The following is a 25,143-nucleotide window of genomic DNA, read 5'->3' on the forward strand; positions in this document are numbered from 1 at the left end:
GACGCGGCCCCCGGCGCATCCATGGCAGGCTCCAACTCAAGAAAACCGGTTGTTGGCATGAAGATTCGCGTCGCGCTCGTTTCCGCCTTGCTGGCCGTGTCCGGGCTGGCTGTATCCGGCTGCACCACCTTGGGCGGCAAGGGGCCAACCATTGGGGCTACGCCGGCCTCGACGCCTCCTTCCGCCGGCAAGGTCACCACCTCGATCATTTCCGCGATGGACGGTGGCCTGATTGGCGGCTCGATCGGCAGCAGCCTCAGCGCAACGGAGAAGCGCAGCGCGCTCGAGGCCGAATACAAGGCGCTCGAATATACGACCAGCGGCCAGAAGGTGACATGGAAGGGCGACCAGGCTTCGCGTTACGGCGAGGTGGTTCCGGCGCAGCCCTATCGCGTCGGTTCGCAGGACTGCCGCCAGTACACGCAGACCGTCTTCACCGGCGGCGCCGGCGTCACGGCCCGCGGAACCGCTTGTCGCAACGCAGACGGCAGCTGGACGCCGCTGACCTGATATCCAGACCGGCTCCGGCCGGTTGATGTCGATCAAGAACGTCTGGCGCGGCGGCCGTCAAAGCGTCGCAGGATGCCCGTGTTGGCAGGGCAGGGCTCTGCCGTTATTGGAAGAACCATGCTGTTCTGGGTCATAGCCGCGATACTGACGCTCGGTGCGAGCCTGGCGGTGCTGTTGCCCCTGGCCGGAGGCGCCAAGGGCGCGTCGTCGAGCAGCGATCACGATCTGGAAGTCTATCGCGATCAATTGTCTGAGCTTGACCGCGACGCCGCGCGCGGCTTGATCCAGCCTGCGGAAGCGACGGAGGCCCGCGCCGAAATCGCGCGCCGCATCCTTCGCCTCGACAATGCCGATACGGCCGGCAAGACCTCGGCCAAGCAGGCCTCGATGACGGCACGGCTTGTCGCGACCGTGGCCGTGCTGGCCGTGCCGCTGGTCAGCTGGGGTCTTTACAGCCAGATCGGCTCGCCTGATTTACCGTCGCAGCCGCTTAGCGAGCGGCTGGCCAAGAACCCGACCGACAGTTCGGTCGACGAGTTGGTGGCGCGGGCCGAGGCCCATCTTGCCGCCAACCCTGCCGACGGCAGGGGATGGGAGGTGCTGGCTCCGGTCTATCTGCGCATGCAACGCTTTTCCGATGCCGTGGCCGCCTATCGCAACGCCATTCGTCTCGACGGCGACAGTGCCGCCCGCCAGGCCGGCCTCGGCGAGGCGATCGCCGGTGCGGCAGGCGGCATTGTCTCGGCCGATGCCCAGGATGCCTTCGAGGCGGCGCTGAAGCTCGATCCGGCCAATGCGAAAGCCAACTTCTATCTGGCGATGGCCTTGGCGCAGGAGGGGCGAAACAAGGAAGCGGTGACGGCCTGGCAGGCAATGCTGGGCACTTTGCCGCCGGACTCGCCATGGCGCGGTGCGGTCGAGCAGGCATTGGCCAAATCCGGTAACCCGGAAGTTGCTTCCGGCGCGGCAGCGAAAGGCCCCGATGCCGGGCCCGATGCAGGGGATGTCGACGCCGCGTCCTCCCTATCGCAACAGGATCGCGAAGCCATGATCAATACGATGGTCGCCGGCCTCGACGAAAAACTGCGGCAAAATCCGCGTGACCCGGAAGGATGGATGCGGCTCGTTCGTTCCTATGTCGTGCTGGGCAAGGCCGACCAGGCGCGCGATGCGCTGGGTCGTGCCATCGCCGTCTTCGGCGCCGGCAGTGACGAAGCCAAGAAATTCACCGCCTTTGCCGCCTCGCTCGGCCTGACGGCGACGGAGTAGAATCGGATATGACGCGCAAGCAGAAACGGTTGTCGGTCATTGCAGGTGGGTTGGCTTTCCTGGGCGCCGCCACCGGGCTGACCTTCTACGCGCTTGGCCAGAAGGCCTCGTATTTCTACATGCCGGCCGATCTCACCACGGCAAGCGTCCAGCCCGGCCAGCGTATCAGGCTGGGCGGTCTCGTCGAAAAAGGCACCATCCAGCGCGGGCAGGGTGCGACGGTCGCTTTTTCGGTCACCGACACCCACAAATCGATCAAGGTGACCTATACCGGCATCCTGCCCGACCTGTTCCGCGAAGAGCAGGGCGTCATCACCGAGGGTACTTTCGGCCCTGACGGCGTCTTTGTTGCCGACAGCGTGCTGGCCAAGCATGATGAGCGCTACATGCCCAAGGAAGTGGCCGACGGCCTGAAGGCCAAGGGCGTCTGGCAGGAGAGCAAGAGTGAATAGCCCTGGCATGAGAGCAAGAGTGAATCACGGGCATGGTTGAAACCGGACATTTCGCCCTGGTGCTGGCGTTTGCGCTTTCGCTGGTGCAGATGACCGTGCCGCTGTTCGGCTCGCGCCTCAACAACCAGCGGCTGATGGCTGTCGGCGGTCCGGTCGCGGTGACCGGCTTCGCGCTGACCGCGCTGTCCTTCGCGGCGCTGGCGAGTGCCTACGCGAACTCCGATTTCTCGGTGGCGAGCGTCTGGGAAAACTCGCATTCGCTGCAGCCGATGATCTACAAGATCACCGGAACCTGGGGCAATCATGAAGGCTCGATGCTGCTCTGGGTGCTGATCCTGACTTTCTTCGGCGCGCTGGTAGCCGCTTTCGGCTCCAATTTGCCAGCGACGCTGCGCGCCAATGTGCTGGCGGTGCAGGGCTCCATTGGCGCTGCCTTCTTCCTGTTCATCCTGGCGACATCCAACCCCTTCATCCGGCTCAATCCAGCGCCCATCGAAGGCCGTGACCTGAACCCGGTCCTGCAGGATCTCGGCCTCGCCATTCATCCGCCGCTGCTCTATCTCGGCTATGTCGGCTTCTCGATCTGCTTCTCCTTCTCGGTCGCCGCGCTCATAGAGGGCCGGATCGACGCCTCCTGGGCGCGCTGGGTGCGGCCATGGACGCTGGTCGCCTGGATGTTCCTAACCGGCGGCATCGCCATGGGCTCTTACTGGGCCTATTACGAGCTCGGCTGGGGTGGCTTCTGGTTCTGGGATCCGGTCGAGAACGCCTCCTTCATGCCGTGGCTGGCGGGCACCGCGCTCCTGCATTCGGCCATCGTCATGGAAAAGCGTTCGGCCTTGAAGATCTGGACGCTGCTGCTCGCCATTCTCACCTTCTCGCTGTCGCTGCTCGGCACCTTCCTGGTGCGTTCCGGCGTCCTGACCTCCGTCCATGCCTTCGCCACCGATCCGACGCGTGGTGTCTTCATCCTGTGCATCCTGACGCTGTTCATCGGCGGCTCGCTAGCGCTGTTTGCGCTGCGCGCCTCGCGGTTGACGGCCGGCGGCCTGTTCCACCCGATTTCGCGTGAAGGCGCGCTCGTCCTCAACAATCTGTTCCTGACCACGGCAACCGCCACCGTGCTCGTCGGCACGCTCTATCCGCTGGCGTTGGAGGCGCTCACCGGTGACAAGATCTCGGTCGGGGCACCCTTCTTCGACCTGACCTTCGGCCCCTTGATGCTGCCGCTTCTGGCCATCGTGCCGTTCGGGCCGCTGCTGGCCTGGAAGCGTGGCGATGTCTTCGCCGCATCGCAACGCCTGATGGCGGCCTTCGCCGTAGCGCTGGCGGCGATGCTGGTCGCCGGCCTGTTTATCGACGGCGCGTCGGTCTTCGCCGCCCTCGGCATCGGCCTTGCCGTCTGGCTGGTTGCTGGCGCGCTCACCGACCTTGCCGTCAAGTCCGGCGTCGGATCGGTCGCACCGGCCGTCATGTTCAGGCGCTTCGCCGGCCTGCCGCGCTCGGTCTTCGGCACGGCATTGGCCCATCTCGGCCTCGGCCTGACATTGCTCGGCATAGTCGCCACGCTCTCCTTCGGCACTGAGAAGATCCTCAGCATGCGTGCCGGCGAGACGGTCGAATTGTCAGGCCATACGCTACGTTTCGTGGGGCTTTATCCGGCGCAAGGGCCAAACTACAGCGAGGACCGTGGTCGCTTCGAACTGATCGGCGCCGACGGAAACGCGGCTGGCGAAATCACCTCGGCCAAGCGCTTCTTCCCCGTGCGCCAGATGACGACGACAGAGTCCGGCATCAGGACACTCTGGTTCAGTCAGCTCTACCTCTCGCTCGGTGATGAGAACAAGGATGGCTCGGTCGTGGTGCGCCTGTGGTGGAAACCGCTGGTAACGCTGATCTGGGGCGGCGGCCTGGTGATGATGGCGGGCGCTGCGATGTCGCTGATGGACAGGCGCCTGCGTGTCGGCGCGCCCTCGCGCCGGCGCAAGCAGGCGAGCGCAGTGGCGCCCGCGACTCTGCCATGAGCGCACGCCTCTCATTGACCTCGATTGTCCTTTTGCTGGCGCTGTTGTTCGCCGGCACGGCAATGGCGGTGAAGCCTGACGAGATGCTGGCGGATCCGGGGCTCGAGGCGCGGGCGCGGGCCCTGTCGGAAGGCCTGCGCTGCATGGTCTGCCAGAACCAGTCGATCGACGAATCCGATGCCGACCTTGCCCGCGATTTGCGCATCCTGGTGCGCCAGCGCCTCGTCGCCGGCGACACGGACCAGCAGGTTATGGACTATGTCGTGTCGCGTTACGGCGAATTCGTTCTGCTGAAGCCGCGTTTCGACCTGCGCAACGCACTGCTTTGGGGCACGCCAGTCATGCTGCTTTTCATTGGTGGCATTTTCATAGCGCTCAGCGCGCGATCTCGCAGCACGGCATCGACTGCACTTTCGGCCGAGGAGCAAGCCGCATTGGACAAGATGCTGGGCAATTAATTCGGCCACTCCTCCGGCGGCCAGTCTCGCGAGGTATGAAGAACGCGCAGGATGACGATGCTCTCGCGCCCGGCAATCGGCCGCAACTCGTAGGCGATGATGTAGGGCAGGCGGGCCAGTGGCTTTTCATAAGTGCCTGTTACCCGGCCAGGTCTACCCGTCGCCATCTCACCGAGACTCCTTCCCGTGTCGCGAATGCAATCTGCGAGGCGTCTTGCTGCGGTAGGGTTGTCTTGCGCGATGAAGGCGATTTGCTGTTTAATGTCGTCCAGTGCGTCTCTCGACCAGGTGACAAGCCGCTTCACGCGTTGCCCGTGCGCTCGGCTTCCACGCTCTCGATAACAGCGGCGATTTCCGCCATCGCATCGTCGTGAGACACGATACGGCCAGCCGCTACATCGGCCATGCCGCGTTTGATGCCCTCAATGATCTCAAGCTCACGGTCGACATAGGCGGAAATCGCCTCGGCGGCGAGGAAGGATTTGCTGCGACGGGTGTCGGCGGCGATCCTTTCAAGCTTCAGCTTGGTTTCGGACGAGACCCGAATCGTCATGGTGGTGCTGTCCGTCATGTTGAAAGCCCTATGCTGAGTTGTGTACAACATAGGCTCTCGAAAGGCTGTTACCAAGAAGTTTGTGACCGCTTCCTGTCGGAACATTACCAAAGATTCATGTGTCGGAAATGGCGCTGTAATGTGCGCCTCTCTAATTCTCTCTTCCCGAGGATGCCGATCAAGCAGCGTCCGTTTGAAAGAGGATAAGAGACCCATGAATATTGCCCCCAATTCATATTCCCGAACCCGCAGCCGTCTCCTGGCTGCTGCCGCTTCCGTCGCCGTTGCCGGCGTGATCGGCGTTGGCGCGCTGACCAGTGGAACCAGTCCTGTTCTGGCCGATGCCGTACGCGTCGAGGCGCCTCAGGTGCAAGGCTTTGCAGACGTGGTCGAGCGCGTTTCGCCTGCCGTCGTCAGCGTCAAGGTGAAGGCCAAGATCCAGCCGACCGCCGATGATGGCTCCGATGATCAGGACGGTCTGGATAATCTTCCCAACAATCCGCAGTTGCGGCGCTTCTTCAAGGAGTTCCGCGGCTTCGGCGACCAGAACAGCCAGAACGGCCAGAACGATGACGGTCATCGCCGCTTCGGTAACCGCGACCGCAACAACGACCAGCCGCGCCCGGTGGCGCAGGGCTCCGGCTTCTTCATTTCCGACGACGGCTACCTCGTCACCAACAACCACGTCGTCGAGGAAGGCACCGCTTTCACCGTGGTGACCAGTGACGGCAAGGAACTCGATGCCAAGCTGGTCGGCACCGACCCTCGCACCGACCTCGCCGTGCTCAAGGTCGATGGTGGCGGCAAGTTCACCTATGTCGACTTCGCCGACGATTCGAAGGTTCGGGTCGGCGACTGGGTCGTGGCGGTCGGCAATCCGTTCGGGCTCGGCGGCACCGTCACCGCCGGCATCGTCTCGGCGCGCGGCCGTGACATCGGCGCCGGACCTTATGACGATTTCCTCCAGATCGATGCCTCGGTCAATCGCGGCAATTCGGGTGGCCCGACCTTCAATCTCAACGGCCAGGTGGTCGGCATCAACACCGCGATCTTCTCGCCTTCCGGCGGCAGCGTCGGCATCGCCTTCGACATTCCGGCCTCGACCGCCAAGCAGGTTGTCGAAGACCTGATGAAAAGCGGTGCGGTTCAGCGCGGCTGGCTCGGCGTCGAGATCCAGCCGGTCACATCAGACATCGCCGAATCGCTCGGTCTGAAGTCCAACAATGGGGCGTTGGTGTCGAGCGCCCAGGACGACGGCCCAGGCAAGAAGGCCGGCATAACAGCCGGTGACGTGATCATCCAGGTCGAGGGCAAGGACGTCGCTTCGCCGAAGGAACTCGCCCGCTTGATCGGCGCTTATTCGCCAGGCAAATTGGTCGACGTCACTGTCTGGCGGGACGGCAAGAGCCAGACCATCAAGGTCGATCTCGGCAAGCTGCCGGCAAGTGACAAGCAGGCCTCGAACGACCAGCAACAGCAGCCCGCCGCTCCGGCAAAGCCCGACACGCTGGCAGATCTCGGCCTCAAAGTCACCAAATCTGAAAACGGCAAGGGTCTTGTCGTGACCGATGTCGACCCCGACAGCGATGCCGCCGATCGTGGCATCCAGCCAGGCGACATCATCACCGCGGTCAACTCGAACGAGGTGAATGGCGCCGACGACATCACCAAGGCGATGACCGAAGCGGTGAAATCCGGCCGCAAGGCAGTGCTGATGCAGATCACCCGCGACGACAACAACCGCTTCGTCGCGCTGCCGGTCGCCAAGGGCTGACAACGACTTTTCCGATGCGGCGGTTTCAAACACCCCCGAGCCGCCGCATGGGAAAGCATGGAGCCGGGTACGTTAGTCAGTCATCGTGCTCTCCTCCAGCGGCAGCGGGCCTCCCATCGCCCGCTGCCGCACATTTTGAAGGCCGCCGAAGACGTTCCCTCGGATTGCAGGATCATGCCCCGAAACAGGCATGACCGCGATGAAGACAATCAGAGAACAAGATTTTATCGCGCGCGGTCTCGATCATCTTGATCGCGATGCGCTTTGGCAAAGGCTAAAATGCAGATGCCGACTACTCAACCTTCCAGCGAAATCGCGTATAACGGTCCTATGAAGATTCTCGTCATAGAAGATGACCGCGAGGCTGCGGATTATCTGCAGAAAGCCTTCGCCGAGGCTGGTCATACCGCGCATGTCGCCGGTGACGGAGAAACCGGCTTCGCGCTTGCCGACGCCGGTGACTATGACGTGATGGTCATCGACCGGATGATGCCGCGCCGAGACGGCCTGTCGGTCATTGCCGGTCTTCGCTCGCGGGGCAACACCACGCCGGTGCTGATCCTGTCGGCACTGGGTGAGGTCGATGACCGGGTGACCGGCCTGCGCGCCGGCGGCGATGATTATCTGACCAAACCCTATGCCTTCTCCGAACTTCTGGCCCGCGTCGAGGTGTTGAACCGCCGCGCCAGCGCCAAGGAGACCGAAACCGTCTACCGGGTTGGCGATCTTGAACTCGACAGGCTGTCGCATTCGGTCCGCAGGGCGGCGCGTGAGATAACGCTGCAGCCGCGCGAATTCCGCCTGCTCGAATATCTGATGCGTCATGCCGGCCAGGTGGTGACGCGCACCATGTTGCTCGAAAATGTCTGGGATTATCATTTCGATCCGCAGACCAATGTCATTGATGTTCACGTCTCCCGGCTGCGCGGCAAGATCGAAAAAGGCTTCGACAAGCCGATCCTGCATACGGTTCGCGGCGCCGGCTACATGCTGAAAAGCGGCTAGCAACAGCATGGCTCTTTCCGTGCCCGCCATCATGAAGACGACGGCAGCGCGGCTTTCGGCGCTCTATTTCCTGCTTTTCGCGCTGTGCGCCGTGCTGCTGGTCTTCTATATGACCTCGCTGTCAGCGAGCATGCTGACCGGGCAGACGCAGGACACAATCAATGATGAGGTAATAGGCTTGGCCCGCGCCTACAAAAAGGGCGGCCTGCCGTTGCTGGTGCGCGTGGTCGAAAACCGCTCCCGTCAGCCTGGCGCCAACCTCTACCTGATCGCTGACGCCAATGGCCAGATCCTGACCGGCAATGTGCAAGCCCTGGAACCAGGTGTGATCGATACCGAGGGCTGGACGACCGAGCCGTTCTCCTACAAGCGTTTCGGTGAAGGTGAGCTTGATCGTCTACGCAGCGGGACGTCCGACCCGACGCCATCCCCTTCAAACGATGCGGCGCAAACAGAGGGCGAGAAAGGTCACAACGCCATTGCGCTGGTGCTGCGGCTGCCCAATCAGATGATCCTCCTGGTCGGCCGCGACCTTGGCGAACCGGAGCGTTTTCGCGCCGTCATCCGCCGCGCCCTGATGCTGGCGCTCGGCATGATGGGGCTCGGCGGACTGCTGATATGGTTCTTTGTCGGCCGCGCCGCGCTGAAGCGCATCGACAGCGTGTCGGAGGCGAGCCGCCGCATCATGGGCGGCGACCTCTCGGGCCGGCTGCCGGTGACCGGCGCCGGCGACGAGTTCGACCGGCTCTCGGAAAACCTCAACGCCATGCTGGCCAGGATCGCAACGCTCAACGAAGGCCTGAAGCAGGTTTCCGACAACATCGCGCATGACCTTAAGACGCCGCTGACCCGGCTGCGCAACCGCGCCGAAGCGACACTTTCGGGCAAGCACAGGCCCGCCGATTACCGCCAGGCGCTGGAAGGCACGATCACCGAGTCCGATCAGCTGATAAAGACCTTCAACGCCATCCTGATGATCTCCCGGCTGGAGGCCGGATATTCTTCCGAGCACACCAACCGCGTCGACTTGGCGGCGGCCGTTCGGGACGTCGTCGAGCTCTACGAGCCGGTGGCGGACGAGGCAGGCGTTTCGCTCGAAGCCGAAGTGAATGGTGCTTTTCTCGTCGACGGCAACCGCGAATTGATTGGCCAGGCGCTGTCCAACATCGTCGACAATGCGATCAAATATTCGACGGACTCCACGTCCAAACCCACGGTCCGTGTGGCGCTCGATCGGACCCATGGCGAGATCAGGCTTTCCGTCGCCGACAACGGCCAGGGCATTCCCGACGATGCTGATCGGGCCCGGGCGACAGAGCGTTTCGTGCGGCTGGAGAAGAGCCGTTCGCAGCCCGGCTCCGGCCTTGGCCTCAGCCTCGCCAAGGCGGTGATGACCTTCCACTACGGCCGGCTTGATCTCCTGCCTGGCAATCCGGGACTATCCGTGGTCATGAGTTTCCCCGCGCGGGAGGATCATTGATGGCCGTGGTCGCGAAACGGACGGCTACGGACTGGCTGCTGAAGCCGGCGGTTGGGCTTGTCCCTCTCGACGAAGCCCGTGCGCGGCAGGAGCTGGCCGAAATCGCTGCGGCGGCACGCGAAGAAGGGCTGACGCGGCTTGCCAGGTTCCTGGGCGGCAAGGGGGAGGGTCAGGATTTCCTCGCCGCCGTCTTTGACCTCTCCCCATTCCTGCGGGATATGGCGCGGCGCCGGCCTCGGATTCTGGATGCTCTTTTCGACCAGCCGGTAGAGGTTCGCCTCAAAGCGATCGCCAACGCGATCGATAAGGCGCCTTTGGCTGAGACGGTTTCCGAATCCAGCCTGATGATGGAGCTGCGTCAATGCAAGGCCGAGGCGCATTTCCTGATCGCGCTCGCCGATCTCGCTGGTGAGGCAGAAACATCTCTTACGGTGCGGCGGTTGAGCAACCTTGCCGATGCCTGCACCCGTGCAGCCGTCGACTTCCTGCTGCGTGATGCGCATGGCCAAGGCAAGCTCAAACTGCCGGACCTCGACAACCCGTCGCGGCAATCGGGCTGGATCCTGCTCGGGATGGGCAAGCTTGGCGCGCATGAGCTGAATTTCTCCTCCGACATCGATCTCGTCGTCTTTTTCGATCCGGAAGCGCCTGCCGTGGTCGATCCCCTCGACGCCACCGAACTGTTTTCGCGGCTGGCGCGCCGTCTGGTCCGCATCCTGCAGGACCGCACCGAGCACGGCTATGTCTTCCGGACCGATCTGAGGCTGCGCCCGGATCCCGGTTCGACTCCGTTGGCAATCCCCGTCGAAGCAGCACTGCGCTACTACGAGGCGCGCGGCCAGAACTGGGAGCGCGCGGCGATGATCAAGGCGCGTCCGGTGGCCGGCGATCTGGCCGCGGGTGCCGCCTTCCTCAAGGAGCTTCAGCCCTATATCTGGCGCAAATACATGGACTACGCGGCGATCGCCGACGTCCATTCGATCAAGCGCCAGATCCACGCCCACAAGGGGCATGGCGAGATCGCGGTGAAGGGCCACAACGTCAAGCTCGGCCGTGGCGGCATCCGCGAGATCGAGTTCTTCGTCCAGACCCAGCAACTCATCGCCGGTGGTCGCTTCCCCGAACTGCGCGGCCGCGAAACCGTGCCGATGCTCGGCCAGCTCGCGGCGCGTGGCTGGATCACATCAGATGCTCGTGACGCGCTCGCCCGCCAGTACTGGTTCCTGCGCCGCGTCGAACACGCCGTGCAGATGGTGGCCGACGAGCAGACGCACACGCTGCCGCAAGACGATGAAGGGCTGGAGCGGATCGCCCGCATGCTGAGTTTTGCCGATGCGGCTGCCTTTTCGCTGGCGTTCCGCGCCTCGTTGCAGCAGGTCGAGCGCCATTATGCGGCGCTGTTCGAGACGGCGCCGGAGCTTTCGGCGGGCATCGGCAATCTGGTCTTCACCGGCGATGTCGATGATCCAGACACGCTGCAGACCTTGCATGGTCTCGGCTTCCAGCGGCCGAGCGACATCTGCCGCGTCATCCGCGGCTGGCATTTCGGCCGCTATCGCGTCACCCGGTCGGCGGAGGCGCGCGAGCGGCTGACGGAGTTGACGCCGGCCCTGCTGCGCGCTTTCGGCCAGACACGCCGGGCGGACGAAGCCTTGATCCGCTTCGACGAGTTCCTTGGCGGTCTGCCCGCCGGCATCCAGCTGTTCTCGCTGCTCCAGTCCAACCCGGCTTTGCTCAAGCTGATAGCGACGATCATGGGCGCCGCGCCCCGGCTGGCGGCGATCATCACCCGCCGCCCGCATGTCTTCGATGGCCTGCTTGACCCGGCCTTGCTGACAGAGTTGCCGGACCGCGCCTATTTGTCTGCGCGACTTTCCGCCTTTCTTGAGGGCGACCGGCTCTATGAAGACGTGCTCGACCGGCTGCGCATCTTTGCCTCGGAACAGAAGTTCCTGATCGGCGTGCGGCTGCTTGCCGGCTCGATCGACCCGGCCAGGGCTGGCCGCGCTTTCTCCGATCTCGCCGATCTTACCATTGAGGCGGCTCTAGGGGCGGTGTCGGCCGAATTCGCGGCGCGCCACGGCACGATCGCCGGCGGCGTGGTTTCGTTGCTCGGCATGGGCAAGCTCGGCAGCCGCGAATTAACCGCGGGGTCGGATGTCGACCTTATCCTGCTCTACGACCACGCTGCGGACGCCGAGGATTCCGATGGCGACAAGCCGCTGGCGCCTTCGCACTACTATACCCGCATGACGCAACGGCTGATCTCGGCCGTATCCGCACCAACGGCGGAAGGGGTGCTCTACGAACTCGACCTGCGGCTGCGGCCGTCGGGGAACAAGGGGCCGGTGGCCACCCACATCGATGCCTTCAAGAAGTACCAGCGCCAGGAGGCCTGGACCTGGGAGCACATGGCGCTGTCGCGGGCGCGTGCGATCGCCGGCGATGGCGATCTGTGCGCTGAGGTCGAAGCGGAAGTGGCGGCCGTGCTTGGCCAGCCGCGCGACGCCGCAAAAGTGAGGGCGGAAGCCTCGGACATGCGTGCCATGATCGAGACGGAAAAGCCACCGCGCGATCTCTGGGACATCAAGCTGATCCCCGGAGGACTGATCGATCTCGAATTCATCGCCCAGGTGGCTGTCATCACCGGGCAGGTCGAGGCTGGGCCGCGCGTCACCGGTACGGCCGAGATCCTGTCTCGCCTGACACCTCGCTTCGCCGATGCCGGGGTCAGGCAGGAACTTGCCGATGCCTATGCGCTCTATCTGGCGCTGACCCAGATGACGCGGCTGTGCCTTACCGGCGCCTTTGAGCGCGACGATGTTCCGCCAGGGCTTTCGGATCTGCTTCTGGCGGTCACCGACCTGCCGGATTTCGGTGTGCTGGAAGCGCACCTCAAGGAAACGTCGCAAAAGGTCAGGAAGGATTTTGATCTCTTGCTTCGTGCCGGACGACCGTGAAATAGCGGGTCCGGCCGCATCGGGGGTGACGATGCAACAGGAGAAGACCATGAGAAAGTCAACCAAACTCGCCTTTGCCTTCATCGCTCTCGCCGGCGCCGTCGGCAGCGCGGCGTACGCCGAAAACATCGACAGCGCAAAGATTCGCGAGCGCACGATGATGCGTCTCGACAGGGCGCTGAATGATAATGGCGGCACTATCACCTTCGACCAATTCTCCGATGCCATGAACGCCCGGCTGAAGAAGCTCGTTGCTGCCAATGGCGGTAAGCTGACCGTCGCCCAACTGGCCGACGCGCTGGAGAAGGCCCGTTTCGAACGCTTGGCCAAGCGCATCATCGCCCGCTACGACACCAGGGGCGATGGCACGCTGACATCAGACGACATTACCAGTAGCGAGAAAAAGGTCTTCGCCGCGCTCGACAAGAACAATGACGGCAAGATCGAGAAGGGTGAGTTGCCGAAGGGCGGGCGTTTTGGCCATCACCGCCAATCAGATGACGACGGCGGCGTGCAGTGAAGCTGCAGAAGACAGCAGGCTCCGGCAACATTAACTGGGGCCTGCTGCTCAAGCCGCGACTTTGACCGCCTGGGTCGCCCTCTTCACCGGTATGCGCACCGACACGATCGTGCCGACGCCTTCAGTCGAACGGATCTTCAGCGCGCCGCCCTGGAGCTCGGCGAGCGAGCGCGAGATGGCGAGGCCAAGGCCTGATCCGGCGTGGTTCTTGGAAAACTGGTTCTGCACCTGTTCGAAGGGCCGCCCGAGCTTGCCGAGCGCCGCTTTCGGGATGCCGCAGCCATTGTCTTCGATCGTCAGCACCAACGCGCCTGATGTGTTGCGGGCCCGGACCGATATGTGTCCGCCCTGGCCGGTGAACTTCACCGCGTTGGACAGGAGGTTGATGACGATCTGCTTGATCGCCCGGCGATCGGCGAACAAAGTCAGCGCGTCGGCGATACGCGTTTCGACGGTGATTGCCTTTTGCGCGGCCTGAAGCGAGACGACGCGCACCGTCTCGCTGATCAGCGGCCCGAGGTCGATCTGCTCCTGGTCCAGCGAGAACTGGCCGGCTTCGATCTTGGACATGTCGAGAATGTCGTTGATGACGCCGAGCAGATATTTGCCGCTGCTGTTGATGTCGGTGGCGTACTCCTCGTAGCGCTCCGAGCCGAGCGGGCCGAACAGCCCCTGTTCCATCAGTTCGGAGAAGCCGATGATGGCGTTCAGCGGCGTGCGCAGTTCATGCGACATGTTGGCCAGGAATTCGGATTTGGCCCGGTTCGCCGCTTCGGCGCGTTCGGTTTCCTTCATGTATTTGCGGTTGAGGTCGACCAGCTCACTGGAGCGCTCCTCTTCGGAGCGCCTGGCGAGGCTGAGATCGTGGATCGTTGCCATCAGCCTGCGTTCGCTGTCGACCAGCTTTTCCTGATGCAGCTTGATCTGGGTGATGTCGGATCCGACCGAGACGATGCCGCCGTCCCTGGTCCTGAGTTCGTTGACCTGCAGCCACCGGCCGTCACTCAGCTGGCGCTCGAAAGTGGCGCCGCCTTGCGGACCATTGGTGTTGGCGAGCCGGCGCTCGGAAGCAAAGGCAAGCATCCGCTCTTCCAGGAACGCCCGCGTCACGCCTGGCATCACGTCGCGATCCGAGAGCCCGTTGTCCTGCTGGTATTTGGAGTTGCACATGATCAGGCGCTGGGCCGAATCCCACAGCACGAAAGATTCATTGATGTTCTCGATCGCGGTCCGGAGGCGAAGATCGGCCGCCTCGGACCGCAGCGCCAGATGGCGCTGCTCGGTGACGTCGACGGCGATGCCGATCAGCTGGATTTCCGGCGCTTCCGGATCCATGACCTGTGCCCGGGCACGCATCCACACCCATTGGCCATCGGCATGCCGCATCCGGAACACCTGGTCGATATGGTCGATCTCGCGGGCGACAATTTTGTTGGCGAGCTCGAACAGGTCGCCATCCTCGGGGTGGATGATCTCATCGACCTCACCGAAGGACAGCATTGTGTCGCAGGGCTCGTAGCCGAGCATGTCGTACATCGAGCGCGACCAGTACATCTTGCCGCGCACCATGTCCCAGTCCCACAGGCCGCAGCGGCCGCGAACCAGCGCCATGTCGATGCGCTGATGCGCTTCGACATAGATACGGTCGGCGGCCTGCGCACGCGCCGCCTGCCCGAAATAGGCATAAAGGATGATGATCAGCACGCCGGCGGTGAGCACGAACAGGGTGACGTTCAGCGAGACAGTCTTGCGCCAGGCGTCGAAGACCGCGTCCTGCGGTACCAGAGCCGCCGCGGCCCCCTTCTGGTCCTTGGCCACGCTGACCGCGGCGTACCAGTCCTGCCCGCCGATGCTGACCTCCATGACGCCGGCACGATCACCGAACATGAACAGGGGCTGACCGCCTTCGACGAGTCCGTCGAGGGCATGGCCTTGCCAGGGCATCGAGCGCGGCGTCACCGCGGTGATCTTGAAGGCGCTGTCGGTGATGACGAGCACATGGCTGCGGCCCATCGCGCCCTGACGGCTGGTGGTTTCCAGCAGATCCTGAACGGCGCCAGGCACGGTATCCGAGGTCGTGGCCAGAGCACTGGCGAGCTGTGCCGCCGCCAGCGTCAGGATCGCCTTGGCATCGCGCTCGACATCGTCGCGCTCATTCATCAGCGACAGCACACGCAGCGCCGCGATGACGAGCAGGAAGATGATGATGAGGGCCGGTATCGACCGGCGCAGCAGCGGTTCGGCGGCCAGAAGCCGCTTGTAGGCCGGTTCGGCAATGAGCCGCGTATTCCCGGCAAGGCCATCACTGCGCATCTCGCGACGCGCAAAAGCCATCCCACCGGGCGCGCCCCACGCGTCCGCCTTCGCCATAAATGGCACTCCCCGAATTTGCCTATGCTGCTTGGTGATCCGGCAAACACCGCACTTCCGAATCGTCAGTAAAGAATCAAACGTGATTCGCCTTGTCCAGTGGTCCGGCGAAAAAAGATTAAAAATCGACTAAAATAATGGGCTTTTGGAGCTCCAGTGGCTCGGGCCTTCCCCCTCGCGGGAGAAGGCAAGGACGCCTAAGCCAGCGTTCGCTCGACAATATCCCTCAGATCCGCTGACTGGTTTTCGGCATTGGCGATCGAAAGCAGCGCTTCCCGGGCCTTGGCTTGCCGGCCCGGTTCGAGCGAACGCCATGACCTCAGCGCTGTCGCCAGCCTTGCCGCCACTTGCGGATTGCGTTTTTCGACCTCGAGCACCGTTTGCGCAAAGAACCGGTAGCCTTCGCCGTCAGCGCGGTGGAAGCCGGTCTGGTTGGCGCTGGAGAATGTGCCGATCAGCGAGCGCACCCGGTTTGGATTGCCCATCGAGAAGGCCGGGTGAGCGGCCAGAGACCGCACGGTGTCCACAGCCTGCGGTCCCGGCACGCTGGCCTGGATCTGGAACCATTTGTCCATGACCAGCGGATCGGACCCATAAGTCGCCTCGAATGCCGCCAGCGCCTTGATGGCCTCGGGCGAACCGTGGTGGCGATGAGCAAGCGCGCCAAGCGCCGATGCGCGGTCGGTCATGTTGGTCGCCGACTGGAAATGTTCGGCCGCCAATGCCGCTCCACCCGGCTGTAGCGCGAGATAGTCGAGCAGTGTGTTGCGCAAGGCTCGCCGTCCAGCACTCGCCGCATCGGGGCTGAACGCGGCTTGGTCGGCAAGGCCGCCATAGAGGTCCAGGAAAGCCTCGCGGTTTGCATTGCCGATTGCGCGCGCCAGCGCTTCGCGGGCCGCATAGATGGCATCGGGATCGATGTTCTTGCCGATGTCGCGGGCGATGTCGGCCTCGCCGGGCAGCGCCAGCGCCAGCGCCCTGTAGGCGGGCTCCAGCGTCTCGTCGGCGGCGATGCTGCCGGCGAGCTCGGTCAGCCGCGTCGCAAAGACCGACTGCTTGCCGCCAAGGATTTCTCGGAAGGCAGCGATCAGCGCATCGGTAAGCAGCGTGTTGAAGGCCTGCCAGCGCGAGAAGGCATCGCTGTCATGGCGGGCGAGGAAGAACTGGTCGTCGGCCTTCTGCTCGACCGACAGCGTCACCGGCGCCGAAAAGCCGCGGTTGAGTGACACAGCTGGGCGCTCGGTCACACCCGAGAACCGCACCACATGGCGACGCTTGCGGACATGGATGACGCCATCCTCGACGCTGGCGCCCTCGACGCTGCTATACTCGACGGGCTTGCCGCCGGCGCCGATCAGCCCAAAGGCAAGCGGAATATGCATCAGCCGCTTGCGGCTTTCGGAGGGTGTCGGCGGTACCGACTGCTCGATCTCGAGCGTGAATTCCTGCGCGGCCGCATTGTGTGTCGAACTGACCGTCAGATTGGGCGTGCCGGCTTGATGATACCAGAGCGCGAACTGCGACAGGTCGCGGCCCGAGGCATCCTCGAACACCTTGATGAAATCCTCGATCGTCGCCGCGTCGCCGTCATGCCGTTCGAAATAGAGGTCCATGCCGGCGCGAAAGGTCTCGGCCCCAAGGATGGTGCGGATCATGCGCACCACTTCGGAACCCTTTTCGTAGACCGTCGCCGTATAGAAATTGTTGATCTCGCGATAGCGACGGGGCCGCACCGGATGCGCCAGAGGGCCCTGGTCCTCGGGGAACTGATGTGCGCGCAGCAGGCGCACCTCGGCGATGCGCTTGACCGGCCGCGAACGCTGGTCGGCCGAGAATTCATGGTCACGGAAAACCGTCAGCCCTTCCTTCAGGCAAAGCTGGAACCAGTCGCGGCAAGTGATTCTGTTGCCTGTCCAATTGTGGAAATACTCATGCGCGATGATCGCCTCGATATTGGCGAAATCGGCATCCGTCGCGGTCTCCTGGTCGGCCAGCACATATTTGTCGTTGAAGATGTTGAGGCCCTTGTTTTCCATCGCGCCCATGTTGAAGTCGGACACGGCGACGATGTTGAAGACGTCGAGGTCGTATTCACGGCCAAACGCCTCCTCGTCCCATTGCATCGACCGCTTCAGGGCGTCCATGGCGTAGCCGGCGAGCTTCTCCTTACCGGGCTCGACATAGATGCCGAGCTCGACCTTGCGGCCGGATAGAGTGACGAAATTGTCGGCAACCTGGCCGAGATTGCCGGCCACCAGCGCGAACAGATAGGACGGCTTGGGGAAGGGGTCGTGCCAGACGGCATAATGCCAGCCGTCGCCGAGATCGCCTTTTTCTCCGGGATTGCCGTTGGAAAGGAGCAGCGGCGCCTCGTCGCGCTGCGCCTCGACACGCACGGTGTAGACCGACAGGATGTCGGGGCGATCGAGGAAATAGGTGATGCGGCGAAAGCCTTCGGCCTCGCATTGCGTGCAATAGACGTTGTTCGAACGGTAGAGGCCCATCAGGGCTTCGTTACCGGCTGGCGCCAGCTCGGTTTCGATGAGCAACTGGAAACGGCGGGCGGCCGGTGGCTTGAGAATGGTCAGCTGGTCAGGTGTCGCCAGCAGATCCGCCGGTTTTGCCTTTTTGCCGTCGATCTCGATGCGCTTGAGCGTCAGCCCGTCGCCGTCGAGCACCAATGGCGCCCCCGCGGATACGCCGTCGCGGCGTTCGACCGTCAGCATTGCGGTGACGATTGTGGCCTCGGGCGAAAGGCGAAAGGTGAGATTGGTCTGCGGAATGAGATAATCGTTGGGGCGATAGTCTTCGAGCTTGAAGACCTGGCCGGTGTCCGTGCGCATTCCGTTGTTTTTCCTGTCGATTGCGTTGGGAGCGGACTTTCCCGCCGGTCCAAGAAATTGAAGTCCGCGCTCTTTACACGAAACAGTCCCTCGACAAAACTGCGAGAGGGTCTATCGAGGCCTTACTTTGCGGCATCGCGGCTAAAGCATGTTGAATGCCGGGGTCGCCGGACATACAGGCAACGATCAGGGACTCATCGCCAGAGTGACATCAGGAGCCGGGGCTCAACCAGAAACAACCGGTGGCCACGATACGCTGAGGGGCATCGCTCTGAAGATCGTGTCGGTGGCGGTCTTTGTCGGCATGCAAACCTGCATCAAGGCGGCCGGTGACGTGCCGGCCGGGCAGATCGTCTTCTTCCGCTCCTTCTTCGCTATCTTCCCGATCATTGCCTTCCTGGCCTTGAAGGGACATCTGGCAACGGCATTCGTCACGAAGCGGCCCTTCAACCACGTCGCGCGCGGCGTCGTCGGCGTAGGCGCCATGGGGCTTGGTTTTTTCGCGCTCACCAGGCTGCCGCTGCCGGAGGCGATCACGCTGAACTATGCACAACCGCTGCTGGTCGTGGTGTTCTCCTCGGTCTTCCTTGGCGAGACGATCCGCGTCTATCGCTGGAGCGCAGTCGCGATCGGTCTCATTGGCGTGCTCATCATTTCCTGGCCGGAGCTGACCCTGCTCAACTCGGATGAAGGGCTCGATGATCAGGAGGTCCTAGGCGTCATGGCCGCGCTGGTGGCCGCGGCGATCTCGGCTGTCGCCATGCTGCTTGTGCGCAATCTCGTGCAAACGGAGAAGACGGCGACCATCGTGCTATGGTTCTCGTCTACCGCCAGCGTGCTCTCACTGCTGACGCTGCCTTTCGGCTGGCAATCGCTGACGCCGACGCAAGCCGCGCTGCTCGTCATGGCCGGCTTCTGCGGCGGCCTCGGCCAGATTCTGATGACCTCGGCCTATCGCCATGCCGAGGCCTCGGTGGTGGCGCCGTTCGAGTACACGTCGATGATCCTTGGCGTTGTCGTCGGCTATTTTGTTTTCGGCGACGTGACCTCGTTCAGGACGCTGGTCGGCGGCGTGATCGTGGTGGCCGCCGGCATCTTCATCATCTGGCGCGAGCGGCAGCTCGGTCTGGAGCGCCAGCGAGCACGCAAGGTGACGCTGCCGCAGGGGTAAGAAGAGGCCCTCGACCGCTATTCAGCCAGGAAAATCGGACTACGCTTCGGACCGTGACAGGCGGAAGGCGTCGACCTGGTTGCAAAGATGATCCACGGAAACCAGCAAAGGGTAGGGCGAGAGATCGACGCCGAAACGACGGGCGTTGTTCATTTGAGGGACAAGGTGCAGGTCCGCCCACCCCGGTGCGTCGCCGAAACAAAATGGGTATTTGGTTTCGCGTTGGGTCAGCGTTTCCTCCAAAGCGGCGAAGCCCAGGCTCAACCAGTTTTGTACCCAGCGATCGATACCGGCTTCGTCGATGGAAAATTCGGATTGCAGAAATCGACGAACCCTCTGGACCGTGATGGCATGCATTTCTGAGGCAATGTGCGCCCCGAACGCCCGAGCTTGCTCGCGCGTTACGGGGTCCAGAGGCAACAGGCTTGGCTTCGGGTAGAGTTCCTCAAGATATTCGAGAATGGCGGGCGATTGGGCGATAATCCGGCATTCGATGTCGAGGGCGGGCAGTAAGCCTTGCGGATTGAGGGTTTTGTATTCGCCCGGCGCCAGGGATCGCACCGGCACGTAGGTGAACTGCAATCCCTTCAGTCGAAGCGCAATTCGAACACGTTCACCGGCCGAATTCTGCCAGCGGGATAGTAGACGCATGTGGTTTCTCCTACTCCGCGAACGGTAACAGGCTGCGCGGCAAGCCCGTCAGGGGTCAGCCAGCCCGCTCCTTAGCCAGCCGCACCAGCACCGCCCTTGTCTGTTCATCCGCCGGGAAGAAGGATTCGATTGCCAGTTCCGACAAGGTCACGTCGAGCGGCGTGCCGAACACGGTGATGGTGCTGATGAACGACAGCACCTGATCGCCATGGGCAAGCCTGAGCGGATGCACGATGGCATTCGGCTCGACGGGGGTTGGCCTGCTGCCCTTGAGGCCGGAAGGATAGCCGCGCAATTCGCGTTCCAGTTCGACCAGCACCGGGTCGCCGGCGGCATCGTTCTGGTGCTTCAGGCGCTCGAGCAGGTGCGTGCGCCATTCCTGGAGATTGACGATGCGCGGTGCGATACCGCCGGGATGCAGGCTGAGGCGAAGCACATTGACTGGTGGCGTCAGCAGCGAAGCCTCGCTGACATCGGCAAGGAACGGAGCGATCGCGGCATTGGCCGAAACCAGGTTCCAGTGCCTGTCCACCGCCAGCGCCGGGAACGGCTCATGGCCCTTGAGCACAATCTCGACCGCCGCCATCGCCGGTGCCAGCGTCGTGTCGGTAAGCGGCCGTTCGCCGAAGCTCGGCGCAAAGCCCGCGGCCAGCAGCAACTGATTGCGTTGCCTCAACGGGATCGCCAACTGCTCGGCCAGGTGCAGGACCATGTCACGCGAGGGCGCGGCACGCCCGCTTTCGACGAAGGAGAGATGCCGCTGCGAAATCTCGGCCTCCATGGCGAGGTCGAGCTGGCTCATGCGGCGGCGCGTGCGCCATTCGCGGATGAGGCTGCCGGCGGAGGTTTGGGCTGTTGTCATAGCAGGATGGTTAGGCCGACAGGGACGGCATTTCAATTACCTGCGAGGTCATAGGCAGAGCAATTCCAGGTAAAGTGCGAAGCGGCTTTCCGTCCGGAATTGCGTCAAAACAAAGAGTTAGAGCGTCCGCAGCTTCGCCTTCACCTCGAGAAAATCCCGCCATGCCAGCTTCTTGTGGGCGGGTGTCCGCAGCAGATAGGCCGGATGAAGCGTCGGCATGGCCGGAATGGCGATGCCGGAGGCGGTGGTGTGTACACGCCAGTCGCCACGAAGCCGCAAAATGCCTTCCGAGGTGTTGAGCAAGGTCTTGGCCGACGGCCCGCCGAGATTGACCAGCACCTTTGGATTGACCAGTTCGATCTGCCGTTCGATGAACGGCCGGCAGATTTCGGTTTCGTGTGGCGTCGGCGTGCGATTGCCCGGCGGCCGCCATGGAATGACATTGGCGATGTAGACCGAAGTGCGGCCGAGCCCGATCGCCGCCAGCATGCGGTCGAGCAGCCGGCCGGAACGGCCGACGAAAGGCAGCCCCTCGATGTCCTCGTCGCGACCGGGCGCCTCGCCGACCAGCATCACGGCCGCCTCCGGATTGCCGTCGGCGAACACCAGATTCTTGGCGGTGGTCTTGAGATTGCAGCCGTCGAAGGCCGCCATATGCTGGCGTAGCTCGTCCAGGGTCGTTGCCGTCGTCGCCAACTGACGCGCGAGCGCCGCTTGTGCTTCGTCTGGCACCGCGGCGACCGACGAACGCGCCGGTGGCGCATCCGGCACCCGGCTCGCATCCAGTCCAGGAGCCGCCGCTGGTCGCTCCGGCACCTTGTCTTCGCGAGGCGCCGCCGCTGGTGCGCGCTCGACAGGCCTCGGCGCCTCGGCGAAGCGGTTCACCGGGGCGTCTTCCAGTGCCTCGTCGACACCGGCGCTGGCATAGAAGGCCAGGATGTCGGCAATTTCCGTCGGGCTGTTGGGGGAGGCGGCGGTCATGGCACGCACATTCGTCCGCATGACTGCAATTTGCAAGGCTGGCGGCTCGCCCTATCCCGTCGGTATGCGCGGATCCTGCACGACATAGAAGGTCCATCGGGGCGTGTAGTCGGTCATCAGGAACTCGAAGCGGGCCGTTTTCAGTGGGTCGACCTTGCCGTTCTTGAACAGCAGCCGATCATAGGGCTCGAACTCCCGGTCGAAATCGGCAAAGTTGCTTGACCAGAGATTGTCCGGCGTCTTGTTGCGCTGATCGAACGAAAGCCCGTCGCCAAACACACTTGGCTGATCCAGTATCTCCTGAAGCTCGAACTGGAATTCGATCCAGGCTTGGCCGCTGTTGTTGAGCACGTCGATGCGCATGTACATGATGCCATTGGCGAACTCGCCCGCCTTGCCGAACGCCTGGATTGGCTTGGTGGTGCGGATGGTCAGCGTTACCGGTGTCGCCGAATTCAGCTCTTCGGTGATCACAAGCGGATCGTCCTTGGTCCCGATGCCGGAGGCTCCGGTGATGCGAAAGCCGCCAAGCTCATCGGAGAAGGAGTAGGCGCCTGTTGCCCAGACTTTCACCTCGTCCGCCGCGGCGTGACCCGGTGCCGATATCAGAAGGGCCAGAAGAATCGCCCGGCAGGCCCGGCCGGACGGGAAAAGAAAGCGCGTCGAAGGAAAGCCGGCTGGCCCAGGAATGCGCATGGCGGGAAGTATGGCCGATAAGCAAGCCGCCGAACAATTAAAAAACGCAAGCGCGGCAGGGCGCATCGGGCATAAACGGTTGCCTTGCCACAGGATGCGCGACTTTTTGGCCAAATCCGCATTGTCACGTATGCGCCGGTTTCCTGTCGCCGATTGATGCGCTATGCAGCGCAGGAGCCAGCAAGATACGCAACAGCGGCAAGCCAGTGCGGAGGGGTTGATGAGCGACATCGAACGCGAAAGCATGGAATTCGACGTGGTTATCGTCGGCGCCGGACCGGCCGGCCTCGCCGCGGCCATCCGCCTCAAGCAGGTCAATCCAGAGCTTTCCGTCGTCGTGCTGGAAAAGGGCGGCGAGGTCGGCGCGCATATCCTTTCCGGCGCCGTCGTCGACCCCATCGGCATCGACCGGCTGCTGCCGGGTTGGCGCGAGGAGGAGGGCCATCCGTTCAAGACACCGGTCACGGCGGATCATTTCCTGGTGCTGGGCCCTGCCGGCTCGTTCCGTCTGCCCAACATCTTCATGCCGCCACTGATGAACAATCATGGCAATTACATCGTCTCGCTCGGCAATGTCTGCCGCTGGCTGGCTGGTAAGGCCGAGGCGCTCGGAGTCGAGATCTATCCGGGCTTTGCCGCCGTCGGCCTGCTCTACAATGAAGAAGGTGCTGTCACCGGTGTCGTCACCGGTGACATGGGCGTCGAGAAGGACGGCACTCACGGCCCAGGCTTCGCACCGGGCATGGCGCTGATGGGCAAATATGTGCTGATCGGCGAGGGTGCCCGCGGTTCGCTCGCCAAGCAGCTGATCGCCAAATACAAGCTGTCCGATGGCCGCGAGCCCGGCAAATACGGCATCGGCCTGAAAGAGCTATGGCAGGTCAAGCCGGAGAACCACCGGCCCGGCCTCGTCCAGCACTCCTTCGGCTGGCCGCTCGACCTCAAGACCGGCGGCGGCTCGTTCCTGTACCATCTGGAAGACAACCAGGTGGCGGTCGGCTTCGTCCTCCACCTCAACTACAAGAATCCCTATCTGTCGCCCTTCGAGGAGTTCCAGCGTTTCAAGACGCATCCAGCGATCGCAGGCACGTTTGAAGGTGCCAAGCGGCTGGGCTATGGCGCGCGCGCCATCACCGAGGGCGGCTGGCAGTCGGTGCCGAAATTGTCCTTCCCGGGCGGCGCGCTGATGGGCTGTGCTGCCGGCTTCGTCAACGTGCCGCGCATCAAGGGTTCGCACAATGCAGTGCTGTCGGGCATGCTGGCTGCCGAGCATGTCAGTGAAGCAATTGCCGCCGGCCGCGCCAATGATGAGCTCACTTCCTATGAGGAAGCCTGGCGGGCGACCGACATCGGTAAGGATTTGAAGAAGGTGCGCAACGTCAAGCCGCTGTGGTCGCGCTTCGGCACCATTGTCGGCATTGGCCTCGGCGGCCTCGACATGTGGCTGAACACGCTGTTCGGCGTCTCGCCCTTCGGTACGCTGAAGCACGGCAAGGCCGACTATGCCGCGCTGGAGCCTGCGGCGAAGCACAAGAAGATCGTCTATCCCAAGCCGGATGGCGTGCTGACCTTCGACCGCCTGTCATCCGTGTTCCTGTCCAACACCAATCACGAGGAAAACGAACCAGTCCATCTGCTGGTCGGCGACATGGAGCTGCAGAAGCGCTCCGAACACGATGTCTTTGCCGGGCCTTCGACACGCTATTGCCCGGCCGGCGTCTACGAATGGGTAGACAAGGATGGAAATGCCGCTGCCGATCCGGCGGCCAAGGACGTGCGCTTCGTCATCAACGCGCAGAATTGCGTCCACTGCAAGACTTGCGACATCAAGGATCCGAACCAGAACATCAACTGGATACCGCCACAAGGCGGCGAAGGCCCGGTCTACCAGGGAATGTGAATGCCCTCAGGGTCGGTGGTATGCTACCGTCGATCCCGGCGTCATCTTTGAAGGGAAGCGTGGATGTGCTTGCTCGCACGTTCGGTTCTGGCAACCATCACCGCGTTGTGCAGCTTGACGTCCGTTGCCTGGGCGGATGTCAAAGTCCTGGTGAAGACGCAGACATACGATATCTCCGGCACGACGGGAGAGGCCTTGATCGAGTCCATGGACCGCAATGGGCCAAGGCATGGTTTCATGGCCCGCGCCATCGCGCAGACCAGCTATACCAAGGATTGGGATTTCGACTTTGTCCAGACCAAAGGCTCCTGCCGCATCAAGCAGGCGAATGGGACGCTCAACCTGAATTTCACCTATCCGCATGTGGCTTCGGTGCTGCCGCCGGCGCTTAACACGCGCTGGGCGCGTTTCTTCACAGGTGTTCGCACGCATGAGGAGACGCATGGCGACATCGCCAGGCAGATGATGGCGGCGACCGAGAAATCGCTTACCGGCCTGACCACCGCGAACGATGCGCAGTGCTCCAAAACACGACGCGAAGCGCGCCGGCGGATCGACGCTGTCTTTGACGAGTATGAGGGCAAGCAGAACGCCTTCGACGCGCGCGAGCACCGGGAAGGCGGCCACGTGGAATATCTGGTAGATGCCCTGGCGAAATCATAGC

General features: G+C 63.1%; 22 protein-coding genes. 14 read left to right on the plus strand and 8 right to left on the minus strand.

The features are described from left to right. The first annotated feature begins 57 nt into the window (after nucleotides 1-57). The 5 genes from A3A9_RS0121425 to A3A9_RS0121445 all read left to right on the plus strand — a co-directional run bounded on the left by A3A9_RS0121425 (nucleotide 58) and on the right by A3A9_RS0121445 (nucleotide 4,713). The gene (locus A3A9_RS0121425; RefSeq protein ID WP_027060603.1) at nucleotides 58-510 is read left to right on the plus strand and encodes a hypothetical protein; all 453 of its coding nucleotides are present in this window, start codon (nucleotides 58-60) and stop codon (nucleotides 508-510) included. Between the two features lie 117 nt (nucleotides 511-627). Further along, on the plus strand, nucleotides 628-1,779 hold the full coding sequence (gene ccmI, locus A3A9_RS0121430; protein WP_027060604.1) for a c-type cytochrome biogenesis protein CcmI: 1,152 nt from the start codon (nucleotides 628-630) through the stop codon (nucleotides 1,777-1,779). 8 nt (nucleotides 1,780-1,787) lie between these two features. Continuing rightward, on the plus strand, nucleotides 1,788-2,231 hold the full coding sequence (gene ccmE / locus A3A9_RS0121435) for a cytochrome c maturation protein CcmE (protein WP_027060605.1): 444 nt from the start codon (nucleotides 1,788-1,790) through the stop codon (nucleotides 2,229-2,231). A gap of 32 nt (nucleotides 2,232-2,263) precedes the next feature. After that, a complete protein-coding gene (locus A3A9_RS0121440) occupies nucleotides 2,264-4,255 on the plus strand; it encodes a heme lyase CcmF/NrfE family subunit (RefSeq protein WP_027060606.1) in 1,992 nt (663 codons plus the stop codon). Continuing rightward, nucleotides 4,252-4,713, plus strand: coding sequence for a cytochrome c-type biogenesis protein (locus tag A3A9_RS0121445; protein WP_027060607.1), 462 nt, complete (start codon nucleotides 4,252-4,254; stop codon nucleotides 4,711-4,713). Before A3A9_RS0121440 ends, A3A9_RS0121445 begins: the two co-directional genes overlap by 4 nt. Here the strand turns inward: A3A9_RS0121445 and A3A9_RS0121450 are convergent. Both A3A9_RS0121450 and A3A9_RS0121455 read right to left on the minus strand, forming a co-directional pair. Next, complete coding sequence (locus A3A9_RS0121450) at nucleotides 4,710-5,018, minus strand: type II toxin-antitoxin system RelE/ParE family toxin (protein ID WP_027060608.1); 309 nt, start codon at nucleotides 5,016-5,018, stop codon at nucleotides 4,710-4,712. The genes A3A9_RS0121445 and A3A9_RS0121450 overlap by 4 nt on opposite strands. After that, the gene (locus A3A9_RS0121455; RefSeq protein WP_027060609.1) at nucleotides 5,015-5,284 is read right to left on the minus strand and encodes a CopG family ribbon-helix-helix protein; all 270 of its coding nucleotides are present in this window, start codon (nucleotides 5,282-5,284) and stop codon (nucleotides 5,015-5,017) included. The genes A3A9_RS0121450 and A3A9_RS0121455 overlap by 4 nt, the downstream gene beginning before the upstream one ends. Nucleotides 5,285-5,480: 196 nt before the next feature. Between A3A9_RS0121455 and A3A9_RS0121460 the strand changes: the two genes are divergently transcribed. The 5 genes from A3A9_RS0121460 (at nucleotide 5,481) to A3A9_RS0121480 (ending at nucleotide 13,005) form a co-directional block, all read left to right on the plus strand. Beyond that, on the plus strand, nucleotides 5,481-7,040 hold the full coding sequence (locus A3A9_RS0121460) for a Do family serine endopeptidase (RefSeq protein WP_027060610.1): 1,560 nt from the start codon (nucleotides 5,481-5,483) through the stop codon (nucleotides 7,038-7,040). 330 nt (nucleotides 7,041-7,370) lie between these two features. After that, entirely contained in the window at nucleotides 7,371-8,045 is a 675-nt protein-coding gene (locus A3A9_RS0121465; protein WP_027060611.1) for a response regulator transcription factor, read from the plus strand. 7 nt (nucleotides 8,046-8,052) lie between these two features. Then, nucleotides 8,053-9,525, plus strand: coding sequence for a sensor histidine kinase (locus A3A9_RS0121470; protein WP_027060612.1), 1,473 nt, complete (start codon nucleotides 8,053-8,055; stop codon nucleotides 9,523-9,525). Further along, entirely contained in the window at nucleotides 9,525-12,485 is a 2,961-nt protein-coding gene (locus tag A3A9_RS0121475) for a bifunctional [glutamine synthetase] adenylyltransferase/[glutamine synthetase]-adenylyl-L-tyrosine phosphorylase (protein ID WP_027060613.1), read from the plus strand. Before A3A9_RS0121470 ends, A3A9_RS0121475 begins: the two co-directional genes overlap by 1 nt. A 49-nt stretch (nucleotides 12,486-12,534) precedes the next feature. Continuing rightward, the gene (locus A3A9_RS0121480) at nucleotides 12,535-13,005 is read left to right on the plus strand and encodes a hypothetical protein (RefSeq protein ID WP_033838710.1); all 471 of its coding nucleotides are present in this window, start codon (nucleotides 12,535-12,537) and stop codon (nucleotides 13,003-13,005) included. Nucleotides 13,006-13,053: 48 nt separating this feature from the next. On the opposite strand, the gene A3A9_RS0121485 is transcribed toward A3A9_RS0121480, so the two are convergent. Together A3A9_RS0121485 and pepN are read right to left on the minus strand one after the other, a co-directional pair. Then, nucleotides 13,054-15,375, minus strand: coding sequence for a PAS domain-containing sensor histidine kinase (locus A3A9_RS0121485; RefSeq protein ID WP_027060615.1), 2,322 nt, complete (start codon nucleotides 15,373-15,375; stop codon nucleotides 13,054-13,056). Nucleotides 15,376-15,572: 197 nt separating this feature from the next. Further along, complete coding sequence (pepN, locus tag A3A9_RS0121490; protein WP_027060616.1) at nucleotides 15,573-18,218, minus strand: aminopeptidase N; 2,646 nt, start codon at nucleotides 18,216-18,218, stop codon at nucleotides 15,573-15,575. A gap of 148 nt (nucleotides 18,219-18,366) precedes the next feature. Between pepN and A3A9_RS0121495 the strand changes: the two genes are divergently transcribed. Next, the gene (locus A3A9_RS0121495) at nucleotides 18,367-19,389 is read left to right on the plus strand and encodes a DMT family transporter (protein ID WP_245279091.1); all 1,023 of its coding nucleotides are present in this window, start codon (nucleotides 18,367-18,369) and stop codon (nucleotides 19,387-19,389) included. Nucleotides 19,390-19,428: 39 nt separating this feature from the next. On the opposite strand, the gene maiA is transcribed toward A3A9_RS0121495, so the two are convergent. The 4 genes from maiA to A3A9_RS0121515 all read right to left on the minus strand — a co-directional run bounded on the left by maiA (nucleotide 19,429) and on the right by A3A9_RS0121515 (nucleotide 22,579). Beyond that, nucleotides 19,429-20,040 (minus strand): maleylacetoacetate isomerase, encoded by a 612-nt coding sequence (maiA, locus tag A3A9_RS0121500; protein WP_027060618.1) that lies wholly within the window; start codon nucleotides 20,038-20,040, stop codon nucleotides 19,429-19,431. A 55-nt stretch (nucleotides 20,041-20,095) separates the two neighbouring features. Beyond that, nucleotides 20,096-20,902: a helix-turn-helix domain-containing protein gene (locus tag A3A9_RS0121505; RefSeq protein ID WP_027060619.1), complete on the minus strand. Its 807-nt coding sequence runs from the start codon at nucleotides 20,900-20,902 to the stop codon at nucleotides 20,096-20,098. A gap of 117 nt (nucleotides 20,903-21,019) precedes the next feature. After that, nucleotides 21,020-21,883 (minus strand): uracil-DNA glycosylase, encoded by an 864-nt coding sequence (locus A3A9_RS0121510; RefSeq protein ID WP_027060620.1) that lies wholly within the window; start codon nucleotides 21,881-21,883, stop codon nucleotides 21,020-21,022. Between the two features lie 51 nt (nucleotides 21,884-21,934). Beyond that, nucleotides 21,935-22,579: a hypothetical protein gene (locus tag A3A9_RS0121515; RefSeq protein WP_027060621.1), complete on the minus strand. Its 645-nt coding sequence runs from the start codon at nucleotides 22,577-22,579 to the stop codon at nucleotides 21,935-21,937. Here A3A9_RS0121515 and A3A9_RS44860 point away from each other — a divergent pair. The 3 genes from A3A9_RS44860 (at nucleotide 22,578) to A3A9_RS0121525 (ending at nucleotide 25,142) form a co-directional block, all read left to right on the plus strand. Continuing rightward, a complete protein-coding gene (locus A3A9_RS44860) occupies nucleotides 22,578-22,736 on the plus strand; it encodes a hypothetical protein (RefSeq protein WP_161634523.1) in 159 nt (52 codons plus the stop codon). The genes A3A9_RS0121515 and A3A9_RS44860 overlap by 2 nt on opposite strands. 63 nt (nucleotides 22,737-22,799) lie before the next feature. Next, entirely contained in the window at nucleotides 22,800-24,479 is a 1,680-nt protein-coding gene (locus tag A3A9_RS0121520; RefSeq protein ID WP_027060622.1) for an electron transfer flavoprotein-ubiquinone oxidoreductase, read from the plus strand. Between the two features lie 150 nt (nucleotides 24,480-24,629). Then, nucleotides 24,630-25,142 carry a DUF922 domain-containing protein gene (locus A3A9_RS0121525; protein ID WP_343286136.1) on the plus strand — a complete coding sequence of 171 codons (513 nt, stop codon included), beginning with the start codon at nucleotides 24,630-24,632 and terminating at the stop codon, nucleotides 25,140-25,142. The last annotated feature ends 1 nt before the right edge of the window (nucleotide 25,143 follow it).

It is taken from the genome of Mesorhizobium loti CJ3sym, from assembly GCF_000472785.1.
GTDB classification, from domain to species: domain Bacteria; phylum Pseudomonadota; class Alphaproteobacteria; order Rhizobiales; family Rhizobiaceae; genus Mesorhizobium; species Mesorhizobium loti_E.